Annotated in this window: 11 protein-coding genes; 4 read left to right on the plus strand and 7 right to left on the minus strand. The window is 46.0% G+C overall.

From position 1 onward, the window contains the following. Positions 1–242: 242 nt before the first annotated feature. From G493_RS0105055 to G493_RS31825, 7 genes are all read right to left on the minus strand, one after another. Positions 243–1,409, minus strand: a complete 1,167-nt coding sequence (locus G493_RS0105055) for a sigma-70 family RNA polymerase sigma factor (RefSeq protein ID WP_161629792.1) — start codon at positions 1,407–1,409, stop codon at positions 243–245. 589 nt (positions 1,410–1,998) lie between these two features. Further along, on the minus strand, positions 1,999–2,385 hold the full coding sequence (locus G493_RS0105060) for a hypothetical protein (RefSeq protein ID WP_028579503.1): 387 nt from the start codon (positions 2,383–2,385) through the stop codon (positions 1,999–2,001). Between the two features lie 281 nt (positions 2,386–2,666). Then, positions 2,667–4,073: a sigma-54-dependent transcriptional regulator gene (locus G493_RS0105070; RefSeq protein ID WP_028579505.1), complete on the minus strand. Its 1,407-nt coding sequence runs from the start codon at positions 4,071–4,073 to the stop codon at positions 2,667–2,669. 249 nt (positions 4,074–4,322) lie between these two features. Continuing rightward, on the minus strand, positions 4,323–6,833 hold the full coding sequence (locus tag G493_RS31815; RefSeq protein ID WP_051309021.1) for a response regulator: 2,511 nt from the start codon (positions 6,831–6,833) through the stop codon (positions 4,323–4,325). Positions 6,834–7,133: 300 nt separating this feature from the next. Further along, on the minus strand, positions 7,134–10,856 hold the full coding sequence (locus G493_RS31820) for a PAS domain S-box protein (protein ID WP_051309022.1): 3,723 nt from the start codon (positions 10,854–10,856) through the stop codon (positions 7,134–7,136). Between the two features lie 3 nt (positions 10,857–10,859). After that, the gene (locus G493_RS0105085) at positions 10,860–11,981 is read right to left on the minus strand and encodes an ABC transporter substrate-binding protein (RefSeq protein ID WP_051309023.1); all 1,122 of its coding nucleotides are present in this window, start codon (positions 11,979–11,981) and stop codon (positions 10,860–10,862) included. A gap of 225 nt (positions 11,982–12,206) precedes the next feature. Then, positions 12,207–13,496: a hypothetical protein gene (locus G493_RS31825; protein WP_051309024.1), complete on the minus strand. Its 1,290-nt coding sequence runs from the start codon at positions 13,494–13,496 to the stop codon at positions 12,207–12,209. 218 nt (positions 13,497–13,714) lie between these two features. Here G493_RS31825 and G493_RS0105100 point away from each other — a divergent pair, with 218 nt between their 5' ends. The 4 genes from G493_RS0105100 (at position 13,715) to tpx (ending at position 17,321) form a co-directional block, all read left to right on the plus strand. Then, positions 13,715–14,614, plus strand: coding sequence for an ADP-ribosylglycohydrolase family protein (locus G493_RS0105100; protein ID WP_028579507.1), 900 nt, complete (start codon positions 13,715–13,717; stop codon positions 14,612–14,614). Between the two features lie 262 nt (positions 14,615–14,876). Beyond that, positions 14,877–15,326, plus strand: coding sequence for a Fur family transcriptional regulator (locus G493_RS0105105; RefSeq protein ID WP_028579508.1), 450 nt, complete (start codon positions 14,877–14,879; stop codon positions 15,324–15,326). A 636-nt stretch (positions 15,327–15,962) separates the two neighbouring features. Next, entirely contained in the window at positions 15,963–16,538 is a 576-nt protein-coding gene (gene rbr / locus G493_RS0105110) for a rubrerythrin (protein ID WP_028579509.1), read from the plus strand. Positions 16,539–16,820: 282 nt separating this feature from the next. Further along, positions 16,821–17,321 (plus strand): thiol peroxidase, encoded by a 501-nt coding sequence (gene tpx / locus G493_RS0105115; protein WP_028579510.1) that lies wholly within the window; start codon positions 16,821–16,823, stop codon positions 17,319–17,321. The last annotated feature ends 103 nt before the right edge of the window (positions 17,322–17,424 follow it).

A 17,424-nucleotide genomic window follows, 5' to 3' on the forward strand; every position in this document is an offset into this window, starting at 1 on the left:
ACTGAATTTGTTTGCCAACAACTTCATGTTGGGAGCAATCGTTGAACCCGCTGAATACATAAGATTGGACAAATCCATTTTGGCGAGATAGGTCAGCTTGAAATTCCGCTGCATTGTGTGACGGGTTACAGATGCCTGTAATTTTCGCAAGCAGGGTGATTGCATCGGACCATACGTAAGGGGCAGGAAAAAATCATGCAACTGCAATCAGTCAGAAGATCTGCAAATAAAGGGGATGCAGGCTAAGCCACAGCAGATCTGTTTTTTTTCGTCTTCATCTTTCCATCGGACAGCTGTACAGCCAATGTGGCAAGAGCTTTTTTTTCCAGTTGATAAATACTCCCCCTGGTCACGCCATAGACATCACTGATCTGGATAATGGACTGGGGCTGGCCATGATATGGACCTATTCCATATCTTCGTTTGATGATATCCGCTGATTTTGGGGTCAGCACCATATCGATGGCAGCATACATTTTTTCACTCATCTGTTTCTGCTCAGTCGAGTGGGCTGGATCATCCGATGTATACTGATCGAGAAAGTCTGGGTGGTCACCAAGTGCCACAGTGGCTCTTGCCAAGGTATGCAGGGCTTCTTTCTCTTGCTGGCCGTCACCAGACCTGTTTGCCCTGGAAATTTTTTCTACCAGGGATGTTGAAATGCGAATCAGCCGGCTGTGGAGGGCCTGCCTTTGAATTTCTTTGAGTATCCAGCGTGAAGCATACGTGGAAAAACGAACACCAAAGGAAGGATGATAACGATAAGCGGCCCTGGCAACTCCAAAAGTGCCAATTTGGGAGGCATCTTCGCTGGTTATGGACTGACTATAGGTGGAATTAATACGCGAGGTTATTTTTGAAACCAGTCGTATAGTCAATAACATGTAAATGTTTCTCAGGGTATTCAACGCCATTACTACTCTTTCAAGTTCTTTGAAGGCAGCAGATTGCAGGCATTCATGATCAGCTTTGTAAAGGATCCGGGCCCATATTCTTGCAAGAATGAGATGCTGAAGCGTCTTTTCCAGAGGAATCGAAACCTGATGTAAAGGCTGGCTGAATAGCCTGAGAGCCTCCTGGCGCTCCTGTTCCGTCGAGCCACGGGAGGTACTGAAGAAAATTTTTCTTTCTTTGCAGAGATAAATATTTTGAATGATTGTCAATGCTGCCTGGCGGAAAACCACATTTGAGGCCACCAGCTCGGTGAATCTGTGCCGCATGAGCAATACTTCAGTTGCAAGCTCTTTTTCATTTTCCCCTGTAAGGTACAGATGTTTTCCATATGTATCTTCAGTTTTCAGGAACAATTCGGCGTCCATGCACTTTTTTTCCAGATCGGCGCTCAAGCCGAGTTCCTGAACCTGTTCAAGAAAAGATGTTCCTGATTGTTCCACCACTAGTATATCCACGATATTCTGCTTTGCTACATGTTCTCTCATCGGATCCTATCTTTGAGGTATATGACTGTTGAGCGGTGCAGCCACCAACTCGGCCTCTCATTCAGTATAGCACAGGGGATGTCTAAACAATGAAGCAAGAAAAGTGAGAATCGCATTTTTCTTCAGAAAAAGGCACTCGAGTCACATCTAAAGATTGCTGATGATGCACCATGCACTGAAAGCATGAACAATGAATACAGGTGAAAGCATCCCGCATGTGTAACTGGTTAAAGGTACCTGCAGTTTTCGCAAACAGACTGATGCAGTGAAGGTCATACGTAAGCCAGGCTGGTCGTGGACAGATCAGGTATACTGTGAGCAGTGACGTTATTTCTTACAAGAGGAAGTGGTGAGGACTGGGTCACCAAAAGGAGCGAGAAGAGACAGAAGCCTCAACCGTCACAGGAAAACTCCGGGGTTTGGGTGGAGGTGGGTGGGTGGGGGGTGGAGACCCTGTGACGGCATCCGCTTACAACTGACTCTGCTTTCTACAGTACAACATATTTTTTTGTTTCTGACATTTCCCAGTTTCAGGACACGTCAGATATTTGCCGTCAACTCAGTTGATTTTCGAACTACCGGCAAACATTTTTTCAACCACAGCTACGGTCTCCTGGACCGCATTGTTCCCATAGGCAATATGCCTGGGACTGAATTGACGGCAAAAGGACAACAGCACATTATCAGGATCGCTGTCTTCCAGACAGATAATCTTCCGGAAGCATTCAAAGTCGTCCTTCAGTCCCATGAGAAACTGAAGTTCCCTGATATTCAGCACGTGCAGGATTACGACATCACCACTGCGTAAAGCTAATGAAAGAGGAGCGATAAACCCTGTTCCTGCAGGCATTTCCCTGATACTACAGTTTGTAATCTTACGCTGCAGTTCAAGAAGCACACGGCTGCTTTGCACGCTGTTTGTTATACTGTAAAAGAAGAGGTTCATACTTCTATCCATACCTTAAATCCAACAACTGCACCTTTCCTTACAGAAAATGTGCCAATTAGAAGAGCGAACCTATAAAAAAAATAAAATCTCTATAAAAAAAACACCTTATGAAGAAAATGGCCAGACAATCACGGCCTCAGGAAAATTTTGTTTCTCAAAAAGCGGAACGTGTCGAGCTGGTAAGCTCGACGGCAAAAAAGATAAAAAAACAATGCTATTAAAGCACATTGCGACCCAAACAAAGAAAAACTCCTGAACACAAGCAACAGTCTGAAAAATCAGACTGTCTGTTTTTCCGGACCGGCTGTCTCTTTTCTCAACAGCTCATATAATCTTGCCCGGGATATTCCCGAGACTTCGCATGCTGATTTAACATCACCTTCACAATAGGCCATGAGCTGCTTGATGTATTGAGATTCCATATCCTCCTTATACTGTTTCCATTTCTGCGGCCTTGTGGCAAAAAGCTTTTTGCTTCCAGAGGCGGGAATATGTTCAGCGTTTAAGCTAGATTGGGCCGCCTTGATACGAATTCGCCCAGGGAGGTGAAAGGCAAAAAGAGTTTGATGGCCCTGGGATCGGGCAACAACTTCTTCCAGTGTCTGCTGCAATTCACGCACATTGCCCGGCCAGTCGTACAATTCCAGATAGTCCAGACATTCACCGCTTATGGCCTGGGGCGCCAGGTGCTGACGCTTCCACAGTTTTTCCAGAATGTATTTCGTCAGCTGAGGCACATCTCCTTTCCGTTCTCTAAGGGGTGGAAGTTCTATAAAAAAAGATCTGAGCCTGAACAGCAGGTCTTCTCTAAACTCCCCTTTATCCACCATGGTTTCGAGATTTCTGTTGGTAGCGGCAATGACGCGGAAATTCGAGGATATTTCCATTGTACTCCCCACTGGTCTGTAGCGCTGTTCCTGGAGCACCCTGAGAAATTTTTTCTGTATGTCCAATGGCAACTCTCCTATTTCATCTAAAAACAGAGTGCCTCCATCGGCATGGACAATCAGCCCTTTACTCTCCTTCTCCGCACCGGTAAATGCCCCCTTGGCATGCCCGAACAGGGTGCTCTCAATCAGGGTTGAGGGCAGCGCCGCACAATCCACTACAATAAAGTTATGATCCCGTCTTTTTGAATTGTCATGGATGGCATGGGCAAACACCTCTTTTCCCGTACCGGTTTCACCGGTTATGAGTACAGCAGCATCACTGCCCGAGGCAAAAGCTACCTGCTCCAGACTTTTAGTGATGGCATCACTGTCACCAATGATATGCTTACGCTGCAGAATGACAGGCGTGGTAGCAATTTTGTTTTTTTCTTCCCTGTACTGCAAAGCCCTGGTTACGGGCAGCATGATTTCCCTGATGATGTTCACTTTCTCCAGATAATCCCATGCTCCGGATTCAATAGCTTTACGAGCACCGTCTGAATCGGCGTCCCCGGTCATGATAATTATTTCCGGATGTGATGAAACGGCAGCAAAACGTGGCATATCTTCCAGACCGTCACCGTCGGGAAGTTGAACATCAAGCAAAATAATGTCGAAATTACCGTTAACCGCTTTGTCATACCCATCATCAAGACAGTGAACGTATTGCGTGGTGTAGCCCGATGTATCCAGTAGTCCGGAGATCATTGAACAAAGAGTCTGGTCATCATCAATAATGAGTATATTTTTTGCCACGTGTTGTGCCTTATTGTATAAAATCGGAAATCATCTCCATAAACACGCTCTTTTTACGCAGTAGTCCACTGCGGCATAGCATATCAATGGAGCAATGCCTGTTTTTCTTGACCTGCAAGAAATGTTGATCGAACGCCACTGCTCGAAGCGCGCCAAAAGAGAAAATTGTAAATGAAAGCAAGTGATTACATACAATGCAACCTGATGCAGATAATTGCAGCAGAGTAGTCTTGCCTGGGGTGAACGGAATCAGCTGTCAAGAACTTCCCGTATCGCGTACCCTAACGTATCTAGAGAAAGCGGTTTATTTAAAATTTTTCTAATCCCTAAAGCTGTAGCCCTTGCCGGGTCTATTTTATCAGTGTAACCACTACACAGCATTATTGGCAATTCCGGTCTGAGATTGTGAATTTCCAGGGCCAGCTGCATCCCCTTTAAGTCCGGCATATCGTAATCACTTAAAACAATATCAAATCGATCAGGATCCTGTTTAAACAGTTCGAGGGCCTTCACACTTTCAACAACCCCCGTAACTTTATATCCCAGATGATATAACAGTTCCGTGGTAATTTGCACCAGGGTTTCTTCATCATCTACCACAAGTACATGCTCGGTACCAGAAGGAATCTTTTGTCCGCTTTGCGCAACTTCAGTGACGGCAGCCTCGCTTACAGGCAAATACACGTGAAAAACAGTTCCTTCACCCGGAGTACTGTCAACAGTGATTTCTCCCTTATGCTGCCGAACGATACTGTGAACAATGGCAAGTCCCAGCCCGGTACCTTTTATTTTTTCTTTTGTTGTGAAATAAGGCTCAAAAATCCTGCCGACAATTTCCGGATCAATACCTGTACCTGTATCGGCAATACTCATACGGATGTACCCCCCCTGCTCCAGGTTAGGAAGCATGCTGAGTTGTTGCTTTTCTATTTCAATCTCTTCCACGGTAATGGACAACACCCCTCCAGAGGTCTGCATGGCATGATAAGAGTTGGTACAGAGATTCATTATAATTTGGTGGATCTGTGTCGGATCACCAACAATTGATCTTCTGGTCTTCAGGTTGGTCTTTATAGAGATATCTGCCGGCAATGATGATTTGAGTAATTGCGTTACTTCACGCACCACAGGCACAATGTTCATGGGTATCTGCATTTGTTGCTGCATTCGGCTGAAAGCCCGAATCTGTTCAACCAAATCTTTGGCCCGTTGCGCAGCGGCCTTAATGGACTCCAGCTTTCCATAAATCGAGGTCGCCTGATCATGTAATTCAAGTAACCCCAGGTCCGCAAATCCTATAACCGCGCTGAGAATATTGTTGAAGTCATGGGCCACACCACCTGCAAGCGTGCCAAGGGCTTCCATCTTATCTGCATGCAGCAACTGCTTCTGCAGAGCTTCTTTCTCTTCTTCCGCTTTGATTTGCTCACTGATATCTATTATGCATTCAATATATGATTCGCGGCCCTCGATTTTAGCAAGAGAAACTTCCCGCAATACGACCACTTCTCTGCCATTGACATGTAACAGGAGTTGTTCCGCTGGATCACTCTTCTCCGAACTACCAGACACCCTCTGGGCCTGTAGGACATCTGTATAGGTATGCCCCACAATACCTGTTGACTGTTTGCCAAGAAGAGAGGCTGCATATGGGTTCGTGTATTGAATGGTCTCTGTCTCCACATCAACAATAAATATACCCACAGGAAGAATATCAAGTATCTGACGTAATCGTTTTTCATTTTCTGCCAACTGCTCATTGGCCTTTACCGCTCCCAGTGCTTTACTGCTGTATGAAACTAGAATATTGCCGATTTCGATATCCTGCTCTCCAAATGCAGAACCAGAACGATTATTAAACATTATAATGGCTGCAATCCCCTTTTCTTCGTCGGGCAGCGGAAAAACCAACGCACATTCACTTTCCCCTCCCTTTAAGCCATGGGGAAAAACGGAAGTATCCTGACCGATGTTTTTCTGCAGAAAAGGCCTGTTTTCTTCAAAGGCCCTGGAAAAAACAGACTGTTCAGCTAAAGGAAAAGGAATAAAACGGGCAGCATCTCCCCCCTCCAAAGTATGGATAAGACGGAATCCATTCGTCTCCCTGAGATACAGGGAGCCATCGGCTGCCTGCATATGCATGCTGAATTCTTTCAGCAGTAATTCACCAAATGCCTGTATTTCATTGCAAGAAGAGAGGGCCCTGATGGTCTCGACAATATCACGCAAACGTTGATTGAACTGCTCAAGGTGAACATTCGCCTGCTTTAACTCAGCAGTTCGCTCTTCAACCAGTTTTTCCAGATATTCTTTATATTCCAGGTTCTCTTTTTGCAGACGAGACTTTTCAAGTGCAGTTTCCACAGCATGCAAGAGCAGGGACAAATCTTCAACGGGTTTAAGCAGATAGTCCCAGGCACCATTGTGCAGAGCTTCGGCGGCATCCCCCACACTACCTGTTCCGGATACCACAATCATAGGAGTCATCGGAGAAAAGGATGATACTTGCGCCAGCACTTCAAGCCCTCCCACCTTGGGCATGCGAAGATCCACCAGGATAAGATCCGGTTGCTCACTGTGTGCAAGCTCCAGCCCCTGACGGCCATTGTGGGCTGTGAGTATTTCATACCCATAATCTTCCAGATATTCCTGAAACGAATCAAGGATCGCCTGCTCATCATCAATAATCAAAATACGTGAAGCATTCATATATTCCTGATTCTCTGCAAGTTCATTGATAGCTGGTGTGTGTCCATACATGAGGATTATTGTTCAAGTTTAAGCATAACGCAAAAACTGGGCAAAAAGACTATTGCTGGACAGGCACTAGCCCGGATTTCTCACGAGTATATTTTGCAGTAGATGCAAGGCACCGGACATGCAGCTATAGTGAACTACTGCAAATGTTCGGTGACAAAGCAGGTACTGTAAAATCTGCTCGCCCCATGGGGGACTTTTTTGAATCTCCCTGAAAAACATGCTGTTTTCCTGGGATGTTCAGCAAACGCTTTCATTTTAGTCAGTTAAGCACTTAATCAAAAAAATCATGAGAAATGCAGGCTAACTGACACTCAGCCTGTCTTTAGGCAACTGAATCACGAAGGTAGTTCCCTGACCTGAAATCGACCGAACATGCATTTTACCTCCGTGGTTTTCTGTAATGATATAATAGGAAACGGACAACCCCAATCCGGTTCCTTTTCCCACCTCTTTGGTTGTAAAAAACGGTTCAAACACCCGTTTTCTTGTGGCCTCATCCATACCAGGGCCATTATCCTCTATTTCAATGGTTGCCCATTCCCCCTCTTCGTATACTCGAAGGATAAATTTGGGAGGTACTGTCTTTGGCCCTTCGGACATTGCCTCGGCACCATTTTTCAGGATATTGAGAAAGACCTGCTGTACTTTGCTGCCATCGCAGGAAACGACAATTTCATTGTCATACTTCCGTATGATCTCAATGGAACGGAAGTCATATTCCTTTTTCATGTCATAATCTGTTCTGGCCAGTTCAATGGACTGATCAAGCATTCCGGTAACTTCATGGCGGCTGAAAACATCTTCACTTTTCCGTGCAAAACTGAGCATATTGCTGACGATGGAGGCAATTCGCGTACCGGCGTCCTGTATGTGCCCGAGCAAGCGTGGCATCTTTCTGGCATCCATGTACCTTCGCAGCACAGTGAGATCAAGCCCAACTTCCAGGGCTGTTTTTGTATTGGCAGGGATATCACCATACAACCTGTTTTCCAGCACCTGCGTATTCTGAAGCAATCCGGCCAGGGGATTATTGATCTCATGGGCCATACCAGCGGCAAGTCCTCCGATGGAGAGCATTTTCTCACTCTGGATCATTACCTCTTCCATATGCACGCGTTTGGTCGAATCCTCTATACGAATGACAGCGCCTTCCTTTCCACCCATAATAGGGTAAACAATTATATCCTCATACAAATGTTTCCCGTTTTTGGTGACTGGAACTTTCGCAGTTATGACAGGTTGACCTGTTGCAATGGATCTCTTAATATTGTTTTCCTGATCAGCCAGTCTCGGAAAAACATCAACCAATCGCTCCAAGGCTGCATCTGCCAAAGTGATTCCGGTATATTCTTCAGCTACTCTATTCCACTGGGTTACCCGCAAATCCCGGTCTACTCCAACAAACACCATGGGCAAGGAGTTATACACATTGGTAAGAAAAGTCCGCAGTTTATTGACCTCACGCTCAGCTTTTTTTCGTTCCGTATTATCGAGAAACATAATCCGTATACCGCTGAGCTGTCCTTCCGTATCATATTCAGAGATAGCATCAGCTATCACAGCAACCACTTCATTATCCCTTGTCACCAGTTCACGCTCCACAGGCAACGAACTCTTTAACATCTCTTTCTGTGAAGTTGGACTGTAATAGTTGGTCAAGGGGGTGTTCAAAACACTGTCACGATCATATCCAAGTCGGTTGAGAAATGTATCATTCACATCAACGATCATCAATTTGTCCTGAACATCGGTTATCACATACATCATGGGCGCATCGTTGAACAGACTTCGAAACCTCCGTTCACTTTCCTGGAGATCCTGTTGCCATTTTTTTCGTTCTGAAATATCTGTGACAAAGCAGACAGCCAATTCCTGGTCTTCAAAGGAGATATAATTGACGAATATCTCCACAGGGTATAAACGACCACTCTTATGCCGATGCCACGTTTCGAGTCTATAATGTGGAGTGATACGAAGCTGGCGGAATATCTCAGTAATCATTTCCCCGGAATATCCCGGATCTATGTCAAATACCGTCATCTGAGTCAACTCGGTCTCACTATAACCGAGTTGAGAACAGGCCATTTCATTTGCACTTGTTATCTGACCACCCGGCTTTGCGTAAAAAATACCAAAAGAGGCTCTATCAAAGCAGAACTGGGTGAGGCGAAGAGAACTTTCCAGCCTTTTTCGCTCGGTAATGTCAGTCAACACTCCGTAATACACGATGGTTTCTCCATCGGACTTAGGATTTGCCTGGGCACTGAACCAGATCATTTCTCCGTCAGGGCGAAGAAAATGCCCTTCATAATTCCAGGGAGCAACCTGATCGATGGCCTCATACATGGATTGCCTGTAATGCTCTTTTTCATTGTCAGGAATACAGGCATAAAACTGTTCCTGTAAATTTTCTGCATCAGGGTCCAGGCCAAAAATTTCACTTGTCTTGGCACTCAGAAATTCATTTTGATAAATGTGATCCTGTGTAGTTCTGATTTGTATGACAGCTCCTGGAATATTATCGGTCAGTTGTCGCAGTCGACTCTCGTTTTCCCGTATAATCAATTCCTGGGTATGCGCCTCAGTGACGTCACGAAACACAAGGACCACACCAACAATGTTCCCAGATACATTCAAAATCGGAGAAGCGTTATCTATGATAAGATACTCATAACCATCTCTATTGATCAGTATGTTGGACTCTGCGCGATCATAGGTGTTTTTTGTGGCCAGTACCACGTCAACCGGATCAGCTACACTTGCTCGTTCCACAGGGTCAACAACCTGAAAAACATCCATCAAAGGATGTCCAAAAGCCACAATCTTACTCCACCCTGTGAGGCGTTCAGCAGCCGGATTGAGTCGTGTTATGGTTCCATATTCATCCGTAGTTATGACGGCATCGGCAATGGCATCCAGGGTAATACGCATGTGGTTTTCACTGGCTATCAATTCCTGCTCGCGCCGTTGAATCTCTTCAGCCATCTCCTGGAGACGCAGTGCGAGTATTTGATACTCTCTGATTTTGAATGCAGGCCATTCTTTATCATATTCCCCATCGGCGACCGCCTGAGCATAGTCGATGTAGTGACCGATCTGGGCAGCACGGTGTTCGCCCTGGAGCAGGGAGATAAAGGTAATAAAAACCAGACTTATCAGTAATCCTGCCCCGATGATGAACAAAGTCATCTGTATGGGTTGGTAAGCAAGGGCAAAAGGCTGTGCCACCTGAACTGTCCACCCCAGTTTGACGATGGGCATGGTGGAGCCGACAAAATGTTCTCCGGCCAGATAAAAGGACTGCAACCTTTCTTCCTGCTCCGTATCAGAAGAAAAAGATAACGGCCCGGTCAAATGCTGCCCGGCCAGATTCAGCCGGGAGTCCGCTACAATACGCTGTTTTCTGTCCCAGACCAGTATCTCAAACTGTGCTTCAAGGGGAACATTACTGGTAAACGATGAAAGGTGTTCCAGGGTAACCTCACCGATAAGCAGTCTGTCAGACAGAGCAATGATCAGGGCAATGGCCTGCCTGCCGCTCACGGTGGAAAGAAATGGTTCAGACCAGAGAAACTGGCCGGGACGAAGCTTTTCTTTATAGAAATCACGGTTTGAAATATCAATACCGAGGTAATCATTGCGCTGGTAACGACGATAACTGACCAGGCCAACGTTGAGAATACGTGTTTCTTCGGCTTTGATTATATATATGGTTTCAAACAACTCACCATTGCCGCAGTTGAAATCAAGAAACGATGTTATTTCCCAATCAGGGTAAAGGTCGACGTCTTTGCTCCCTATTATGCCCGCCAAAGCACCAAGTTGACGTTCTGCACCGGTGAGGTGGGCGGAAATTTGTCCGGCCACGGTGCGGGCTAATGATTGATTCTGATTGGATATACTGTCACGAATAATGGGGGAAAGGCCAAACCAGACCAGGCCGGTAATGATAACAACCGGCACCAGGGTAACCATGGCAAAACGCTGGGCGGTGTAAAGGTGGATTGAGGTGCCTTGCGCCATGGTTTACTCCAGCACAACAAAATGACTGCCCGATATTATACTCATTCTCGAGTTACTTTTTTTTCTTTCTCCATATTCATCAAAACTGATAGGCATCTGCAAGCCCTGAATCTCAGCCATCTGATCAATGGCCTCTTTCAGGCTTTGTCCCTTTTTGCGGATTTTCAACGCATGGACAACAACCTTTGCCGCGTCATATGCCAATACACCGCCAAACCCAGGTTCTTCCTGAAACCGTTCCAGATACGTTTCCCTGAATTGTTGAAAATAACTGCTTGGATCGGCCCTGTCAAAAACTTGAATGGCAGTAGCTCCTTCCACTGATTTTCCACCAAGTTCAAGAAGACGCTCAGTTGCTCCCCAGTCAGCCAGGGTAATGTAGACATGCGTGTTTGCCTTTCGAATCTGCTGACAAATCAAGGCAGAATCCATTGAATTGCCGATAACCAGTATCCCCTCGGGATTCACTGCCAAAACCTGGTTAACCGCCTCACTGAAAACATCTCCGGCAGTGGCATCAAAGCCCAGAGATATAATAATTTGCCTGTCTTTTTGTTCAAACTCTTGTCTGAAATATTTCAGCCAGTTTGTGCTATATGCCTGATTGTTCAGATCATAGAGCACGGCCAGACGATGTATTTTCCCTGTCCGGGCATGATAGGCTCCGCTCTGCGAAGCATTGTTTTTTGTTGTTGCAGTAACCCTGAAAAAATAATCATTCTTCCCGGAAAGCTTCTCTGTACTGACAGTCGGGGAAACGCAGACTATTTTCGCTCTGTTCAACTCCGGAACAATAACCATGGCCATATCACTGGTCATGGGCCCGACAACAACCTCAACCTGTTCTTCAATGAGCTCGGCCACTGCCTGCCTGGCCTTTTCCTCGTTTTGTTGATCATTTTTTATAATGAGCTGAAGGGTGCGCCCGTTGATTCCCCCCTCCAAATTTACTTCCTCCACTGCCAATTGTATCGCGTCGCGCCCCGAAATACCGAGGTCGGCAACCCGTCCCGTGGTCCCACCGATAAATCCTATCTTAATCGGTTCAGGGGGATGGCACCCAACAAGAAATACAGAAAAAAAAGAGCACAAAGACAACATGATCAGACAATTAAACTTTTGCATCCTTTGCATCTGGCAGGCCCCGGAAAATAATTCATCACATTACGTGCATAGCATTTTTTCTCTAGACACCTGTAGAATACCACAGAATGACGGGGAAACAAAAATGTTCCCTGATAAGTGCAGCGGCCTTTATATACCGGGTACCGGATCTGTGCAGAAAATAGCCACAGTGACATATCCGGTACCCCTGGTACCCTGCTGCTTATGGAAGCAAAATGGATTGTATTATGACAAGCTGTTACCTTTATAATCTGCAGAAAGGAACTTCAGTCTCTCCACCAATTCATCCACCGGAGTTCCCAACCGCTTATTCGCCAGCATCATCTGCAAACGAAACCGTTGCCAAAAAATAATTTCTCGCAGCCTTTCCACTGCTGCGAAAACAGGTTCATCACCCTCCGGAGCTTCTACTGTTTGCCCGAATTCCTGATCTTGCCTTGCTGTCTGCCCCAATTCCTGGTCTTGCCTCGGTACAAGATCAATTTCCTGGAGGGATCTCGGCTCTCCATTTTCCATAAGAAACAGCCCATTGGCCCGGACAATACCCTGCACTTGCCCATTTTCGTCTTCCAGGGTGAATTGGGTGCCGACATTGGCTACGGAAATAGCACCCACTCCCGCTTCCCTCAAGCTTACCAACCGTTCCTCTTCCCCACCGGCTGCGAACCAGACCTTTAAATGATCAAATATAGCGTCATTTTCATCAATCCAACCGTTTCCATCATCATCCAGTTCCGCCAATTCCGCGAACCCACTCCCCGTTGAGGGACCAAAAAGCTCCAGGCCATTACTAATCAGCCCATCGTGATCCCTGTCAAGGGCGAGGAAACCACTGCCACTCCCAAGTCCCGGAATTTCCTCACACGTGCCATCCCCATCAAGATCAAAAGAAAAATAGGTCTGATCACACAAAGATACGTCATCTTCAAAATTGAGCACTATGGGATCTATGCCCTGAATAGTTTGGGACAATCCAGCCCATTGTATGGCAATTTCCTGTCGCTGCATCTGTACTCCCATGGAGAAGGAAATCGTCTCACCGTTGTCTGTCTGCACAGCTCCCTGAGCATGAAAACTGACCGATTCCTGTTCAACGTGCACAGCCGAGGCATAAAAACTGGCCTGGTTAACAAAGGTATTCCCGGTAATTCCGGAAGAGGCGTCCTGAACGTTTTGAACCTGATTTACCTGTACCGAGGCACCTGTGACCTGTTGCACCATTGCCGACAATGCATAGCCCTGGGCATGCTCAGAAACAGCAGATGCTGGTGTAGAAATATCATCAGTGATATTTTCTCCAGAGGTGATGGAACAGGTTCCAGATTGACTACTGCTGCTGGAAGACTGAAGAAGGGTAAAAAGCCGTTGCTGAAAGGTAGCTCCTGAAGAGCTCAATGAGGTTTGAGAAAAAGAAACAGGGGTGATATTTCCCTGTTGCCAGCCTGTGTTGTACTGATCTACTTCCGTGTAGTTTCTCGCTGCATCCATGCTGACCATAGTCGCAGCTATTTTCATGGTAAGAAAACCTCCTTTAGATATAAAGATTAAGAATTTTAGACTCCATCATTCTTCTCGGCTTCTCCACGCATTTTCTTTACCAGGTCCATCATGAGGTTAAGGTCACGGGAAATTACCATTTGACAGTTTCCACATTGATTCATATCAGTGTGTGTACTTTTCTTATTCTACCTGCTGTTGCAATCAACCCCACAGTTCCGCAATAGGAGATCATCATGAGAGAAAACACCAAAGCTGCCGTTCTCGCTTCCTTTGCAGCCGATTCGCTAGCCCTTGGGGCTCATTGGATATATGACACCAAACTCATTGCACAGACGTTTGGTACTCTTGACACCTTCCATGCCCCCCTGCCCAACTCCTTCCATGCTGGCAAAAAAAAAGGTGACTTCACCCATTACGGGGATCAGAGCCTTGTATTGCTGGAGTCCCTTGCTGAAAATGACGGATTTGTATTGCAGAATTTTGCGGCATCCTGGAAAAAATTGTTTACCGACTCATATAATGGCTATGTGGACAAAGCAACCAAAGCTACGCTGGACAATCTGAACAAGGGGAAAGGACCTGGAGAATGCGGTTCCACCTCCACAGACCTTGGTGGGCCTGCCCGGATGGCCCCATTGCTTCTCTGGTATGGAGACAATAGCGAACTCCTGTTAAAATACACCAAAGAGCAGACCTCCATGACCCATAATCACCCAGCCACTCTGGCCGGTGCAGAATTTCTTGCTCGCTCGATGTATGTAATTCTCCAGGGGACAGCCCCACTGCAGGCAATGGAAGAGGCACTTGAACAGGGTGTTGCAGATCTTGATCTGGATATACGCATTCGTTCAGCACTGGATTCCGCAGACAAAGATTCACTCGAGGTAATTCAAAATTTCGGCCAGATGTGCGGAATCGCGTCTGCTCTCCCAGGTGCTATTCACCTGGTTGCCCGCTACCCGCACAACCTGAAAGAAGCGCTTGTCTCCAACGTCATGGCAGGAGGGGATTCGTCAGCACGCGGAATGGTTGCGGCCATGATGCTTGCCGCACATCTTGGCCCTGACAGTGTCCCCCAACCCTGGCTAGAAGGACTCAACCATGGAACTGCCATCCAGAGTCTATTGAAATAGAAATCAAATATCAGCGCAGACTCCGGGATCAGCCATATACCAGTGGTAATCTTTTACGTGTGCTCCGGAGTCGTTGCTGAGCTGTCGGCCGTTAAAAAACCTCTTGCATGGACACCCAAGACGTCCCTTACCCAGAGGTTGCCTTGTGACGAACATGGGAACACAGAAAGATATACAGAATATGATAGAGAGATTGCTTGACGCTTCCTGCGATAAAGATTATCAATCACAATTCATATTCTCCATCACCACTGGGTAATGTATGCACTGTAAGGATATACAACAACAGCTCAAAAAATTTGAAACCACCTGCAGAAACCTGAACCTCAAGGTGACGCATCAGCGCCTGGAAATCTTTCACCAACTCCTCCTGGCCGATGACCATCCCACTGCGGAAATCCTTCACAGCAGACTGGCAGAGTCATTGCCAACCCTTTCCCTGGATACTGTATATCGAACTCTGACAACCTATGAAAAACATAATCTGATCCGGCGGATAGAGACCAAAGAAAGTCATGCCAGATATGAAATAGCGACGACACTCCATCACCACTTTATCTGTGATGACTGTGGCCAGGTAAAAGACTTCTTCTGGCCGGATTTTGACACCATGCCGGCTCCAGGAACTGTAGCCGAATTAGGCCAAATAAGGAGAAAAAACGCTGTGATCCATGGTATCTGCCCTGAGTGCAGTAAACATAACAGTGAATAGTTCCATTCCTATCATTGTCCAACCAGCAACAAGTGATTGCATGCAAACAACCTTAGCCCAGATATACACAGGGTAATGCCTCCAGCATACGTTGGCCAAGGGAGAAAAATTGTCCTCATTCCAATATTTTGATCTCTGAACAACGGTTATCAATTTCTCATCAAGAGAAGAAATTACCCTCCACGGTCAGTTAGGTTTGAATTTATAGAACAGACCAATTACACTTTGAAAGTAAGGGTCACAGAAAAAATAAATTATCCAGTCTTGTTTGTCTCTCAACTCGGTAACGTCGTCGCGTAAATGGCTCAATACCGCCAGTATGGAACCATTGACGCGATGACGTTACCAAACCGATATCCTACGCAATTTTTGGATATTTATTATTTTCCGCGACCCTAAACGTTTTCGTAGAAATTCAGTCACGACATAGAATACCCGCCAGATTATCTTTTTGGCAAAATCCACATTTAATAATAATTATTATTTGCAAACCATTCTCTTTATAGTATGCTTACGCGCAAAACTCGCAAACAGATCAAGCCCACATGTTGATCTGTCATGAAACACTATAAGGCATACAAAACTGACAGCCTTGAGCTGACAGATTTTTTAAAGACACCTAGAAAGGAGACTGACATGGCTTCACTGAAAGGCACACAAACAGAAAAAAACATTGTAACAGCTTTTTCCGGAGAATCACAGGCACGTAACCGTTATACCTACTTTGCTGCACAGGCAAAAAAAGACGGTTATGTACAGATTTCCGATATATTCGAAGAAACAGCAAATCAAGAAAAAGAACATGCCAAACGGTTGTTCAAAATGCTTGAAGGCGGTGAAGTGGAAATCACAGGGTCCTTTCCGGCAGGCGTTATCGGCACCACCCTGGAAAACCTTGAAGAAGCAGCGCAGGGAGAACATCATGAGCACACCGTCATGTACCCTGAATTTGCAGTAACTGCAAGGGCAGAAGGTTTCCAGGAAATTGCCGATGTTTTTGAAGCCATTGCCGTTGCAGAAAAACAGCATGAGAAACGCTACAGAGATCTGAAAGCAAATATTGAAACCAATAAAGTCTTTACCCGTGAAGAAAAAGTTACCTGGCGTTGCAGAAACTGCGGGTATCTCCATGAGGGAAACAGCGCTCCTGACCGTTGCCCGGCATGCGATCACCCCAAAGCGCATTTTGAGCTGCTTGGCGAAAACTGGTAACAGGAAATCAACAGCCTGTTACTCTCTGCAGCCGCCGCTCTTTAACAGTTAGCCCCGAGGCCGGCGGCTGCGATTTTTCTTTAAATTTTCCAAAATATCTCAAAGCGTTACCTGACTGTAAAAATATTTTTTCCATGCTTTACAGGTAAAGAAGAATGATTATCATATGCAACAAGTTATTCTTCTCAGCCCATAGCGATCTCTGCACACGAAACAGCATTATTAGCAGAGGAAACAGTGCGTCGAAGGGCGTAACCAAACTATAATGTAAGGAGATATATCATGGCCCAAATCACACTCAAGGGGAATGCAATTGAAACCGTTGGAACGTTACCGGCTACAGGAGATGCAGCACCTGCATTTACCCTGGTAAAGACCGACCTCTCCGAAGCAACCTTGGCAGAGTATGCTGGTAAACAGATCGTCCTCAATATATTTCCCAGCATCGACACCCCTGTTTGTGCATCCTCGGTTCGTAAATTTAATGAGGTAGCCTCTCAAAAGGATGATACTGTTGTTCTCTGCGTTTCCGCAGATCTCCCTTTTGCCCATCAACGTTTTTGCGAAACCGACGGTCTGAAAGATGTCATTCCGGTGAGCGTTTTCCGTTCTCCTGAGTTCGGTAAAGATTATGGGGTCACTATTTCCACCGGCCCTCTTGTTGGGTTACTGTCCAGGGCCATTGTAATTATTGATAGTGCTGGAAAGGTTGTCTATACCCAGCAGGTTCCTGAAATTACAGACGAACCTGATTATGACGATGCTCTTGCCGCCCTTGGTTGATCCAGCGTGACATAGTTGATTCCAATACTGGTACAATTCACATATTGATCACCAGCAAAGGGGCAGGTTCATTCCTGCCCCTTTTTTCTTGCCATGAAGACTC

Origin of the sequence: Desulfogranum japonicum DSM 18378, from assembly GCF_000429945.1 — a bacterium.
In the GTDB taxonomy this organism is placed as follows: Bacteria; Desulfobacterota; Desulfobulbia; order Desulfobulbales; family Desulfobulbaceae; genus Desulfogranum; species Desulfogranum japonicum.

Coding starts and splice junctions, on each gene's coding strand:
- G493_RS31815 (WP_051309021.1), bottom strand. CDS start 6,833: ATGTATGGACACACACCAGCTATCAATGAACTTGCAGAGAATCAGGAA.
- G493_RS31825 (WP_051309024.1), bottom strand. CDS start 13,496: ATGAAAATAGCTGCGACTATGGTCAGCATGGATGCAGCGAGAAACTAC.
- rbr (WP_028579509.1), top strand. CDS start 15,963: ATGGCTTCACTGAAAGGCACACAAACAGAAAAAAACATTGTAACAGCT.
- G493_RS0105060 (WP_028579503.1), bottom strand. CDS start 2,385: ATGAACCTCTTCTTTTACAGTATAACAAACAGCGTGCAAAGCAGCCGT.
- G493_RS0105085 (WP_051309023.1), bottom strand. CDS start 11,981: ATGCAAAAGTTTAATTGTCTGATCATGTTGTCTTTGTGCTCTTTTTTT.
- tpx (WP_028579510.1), top strand. CDS start 16,821: ATGGCCCAAATCACACTCAAGGGGAATGCAATTGAAACCGTTGGAACG.
- G493_RS0105100 (WP_028579507.1), top strand. CDS start 13,715: ATGAGAGAAAACACCAAAGCTGCCGTTCTCGCTTCCTTTGCAGCCGAT.
- G493_RS0105105 (WP_028579508.1), top strand. CDS start 14,877: ATGCACTGTAAGGATATACAACAACAGCTCAAAAAATTTGAAACCACC.
- G493_RS31820 (WP_051309022.1), bottom strand. CDS start 10,856: ATGGCGCAAGGCACCTCAATCCACCTTTACACCGCCCAGCGTTTTGCC.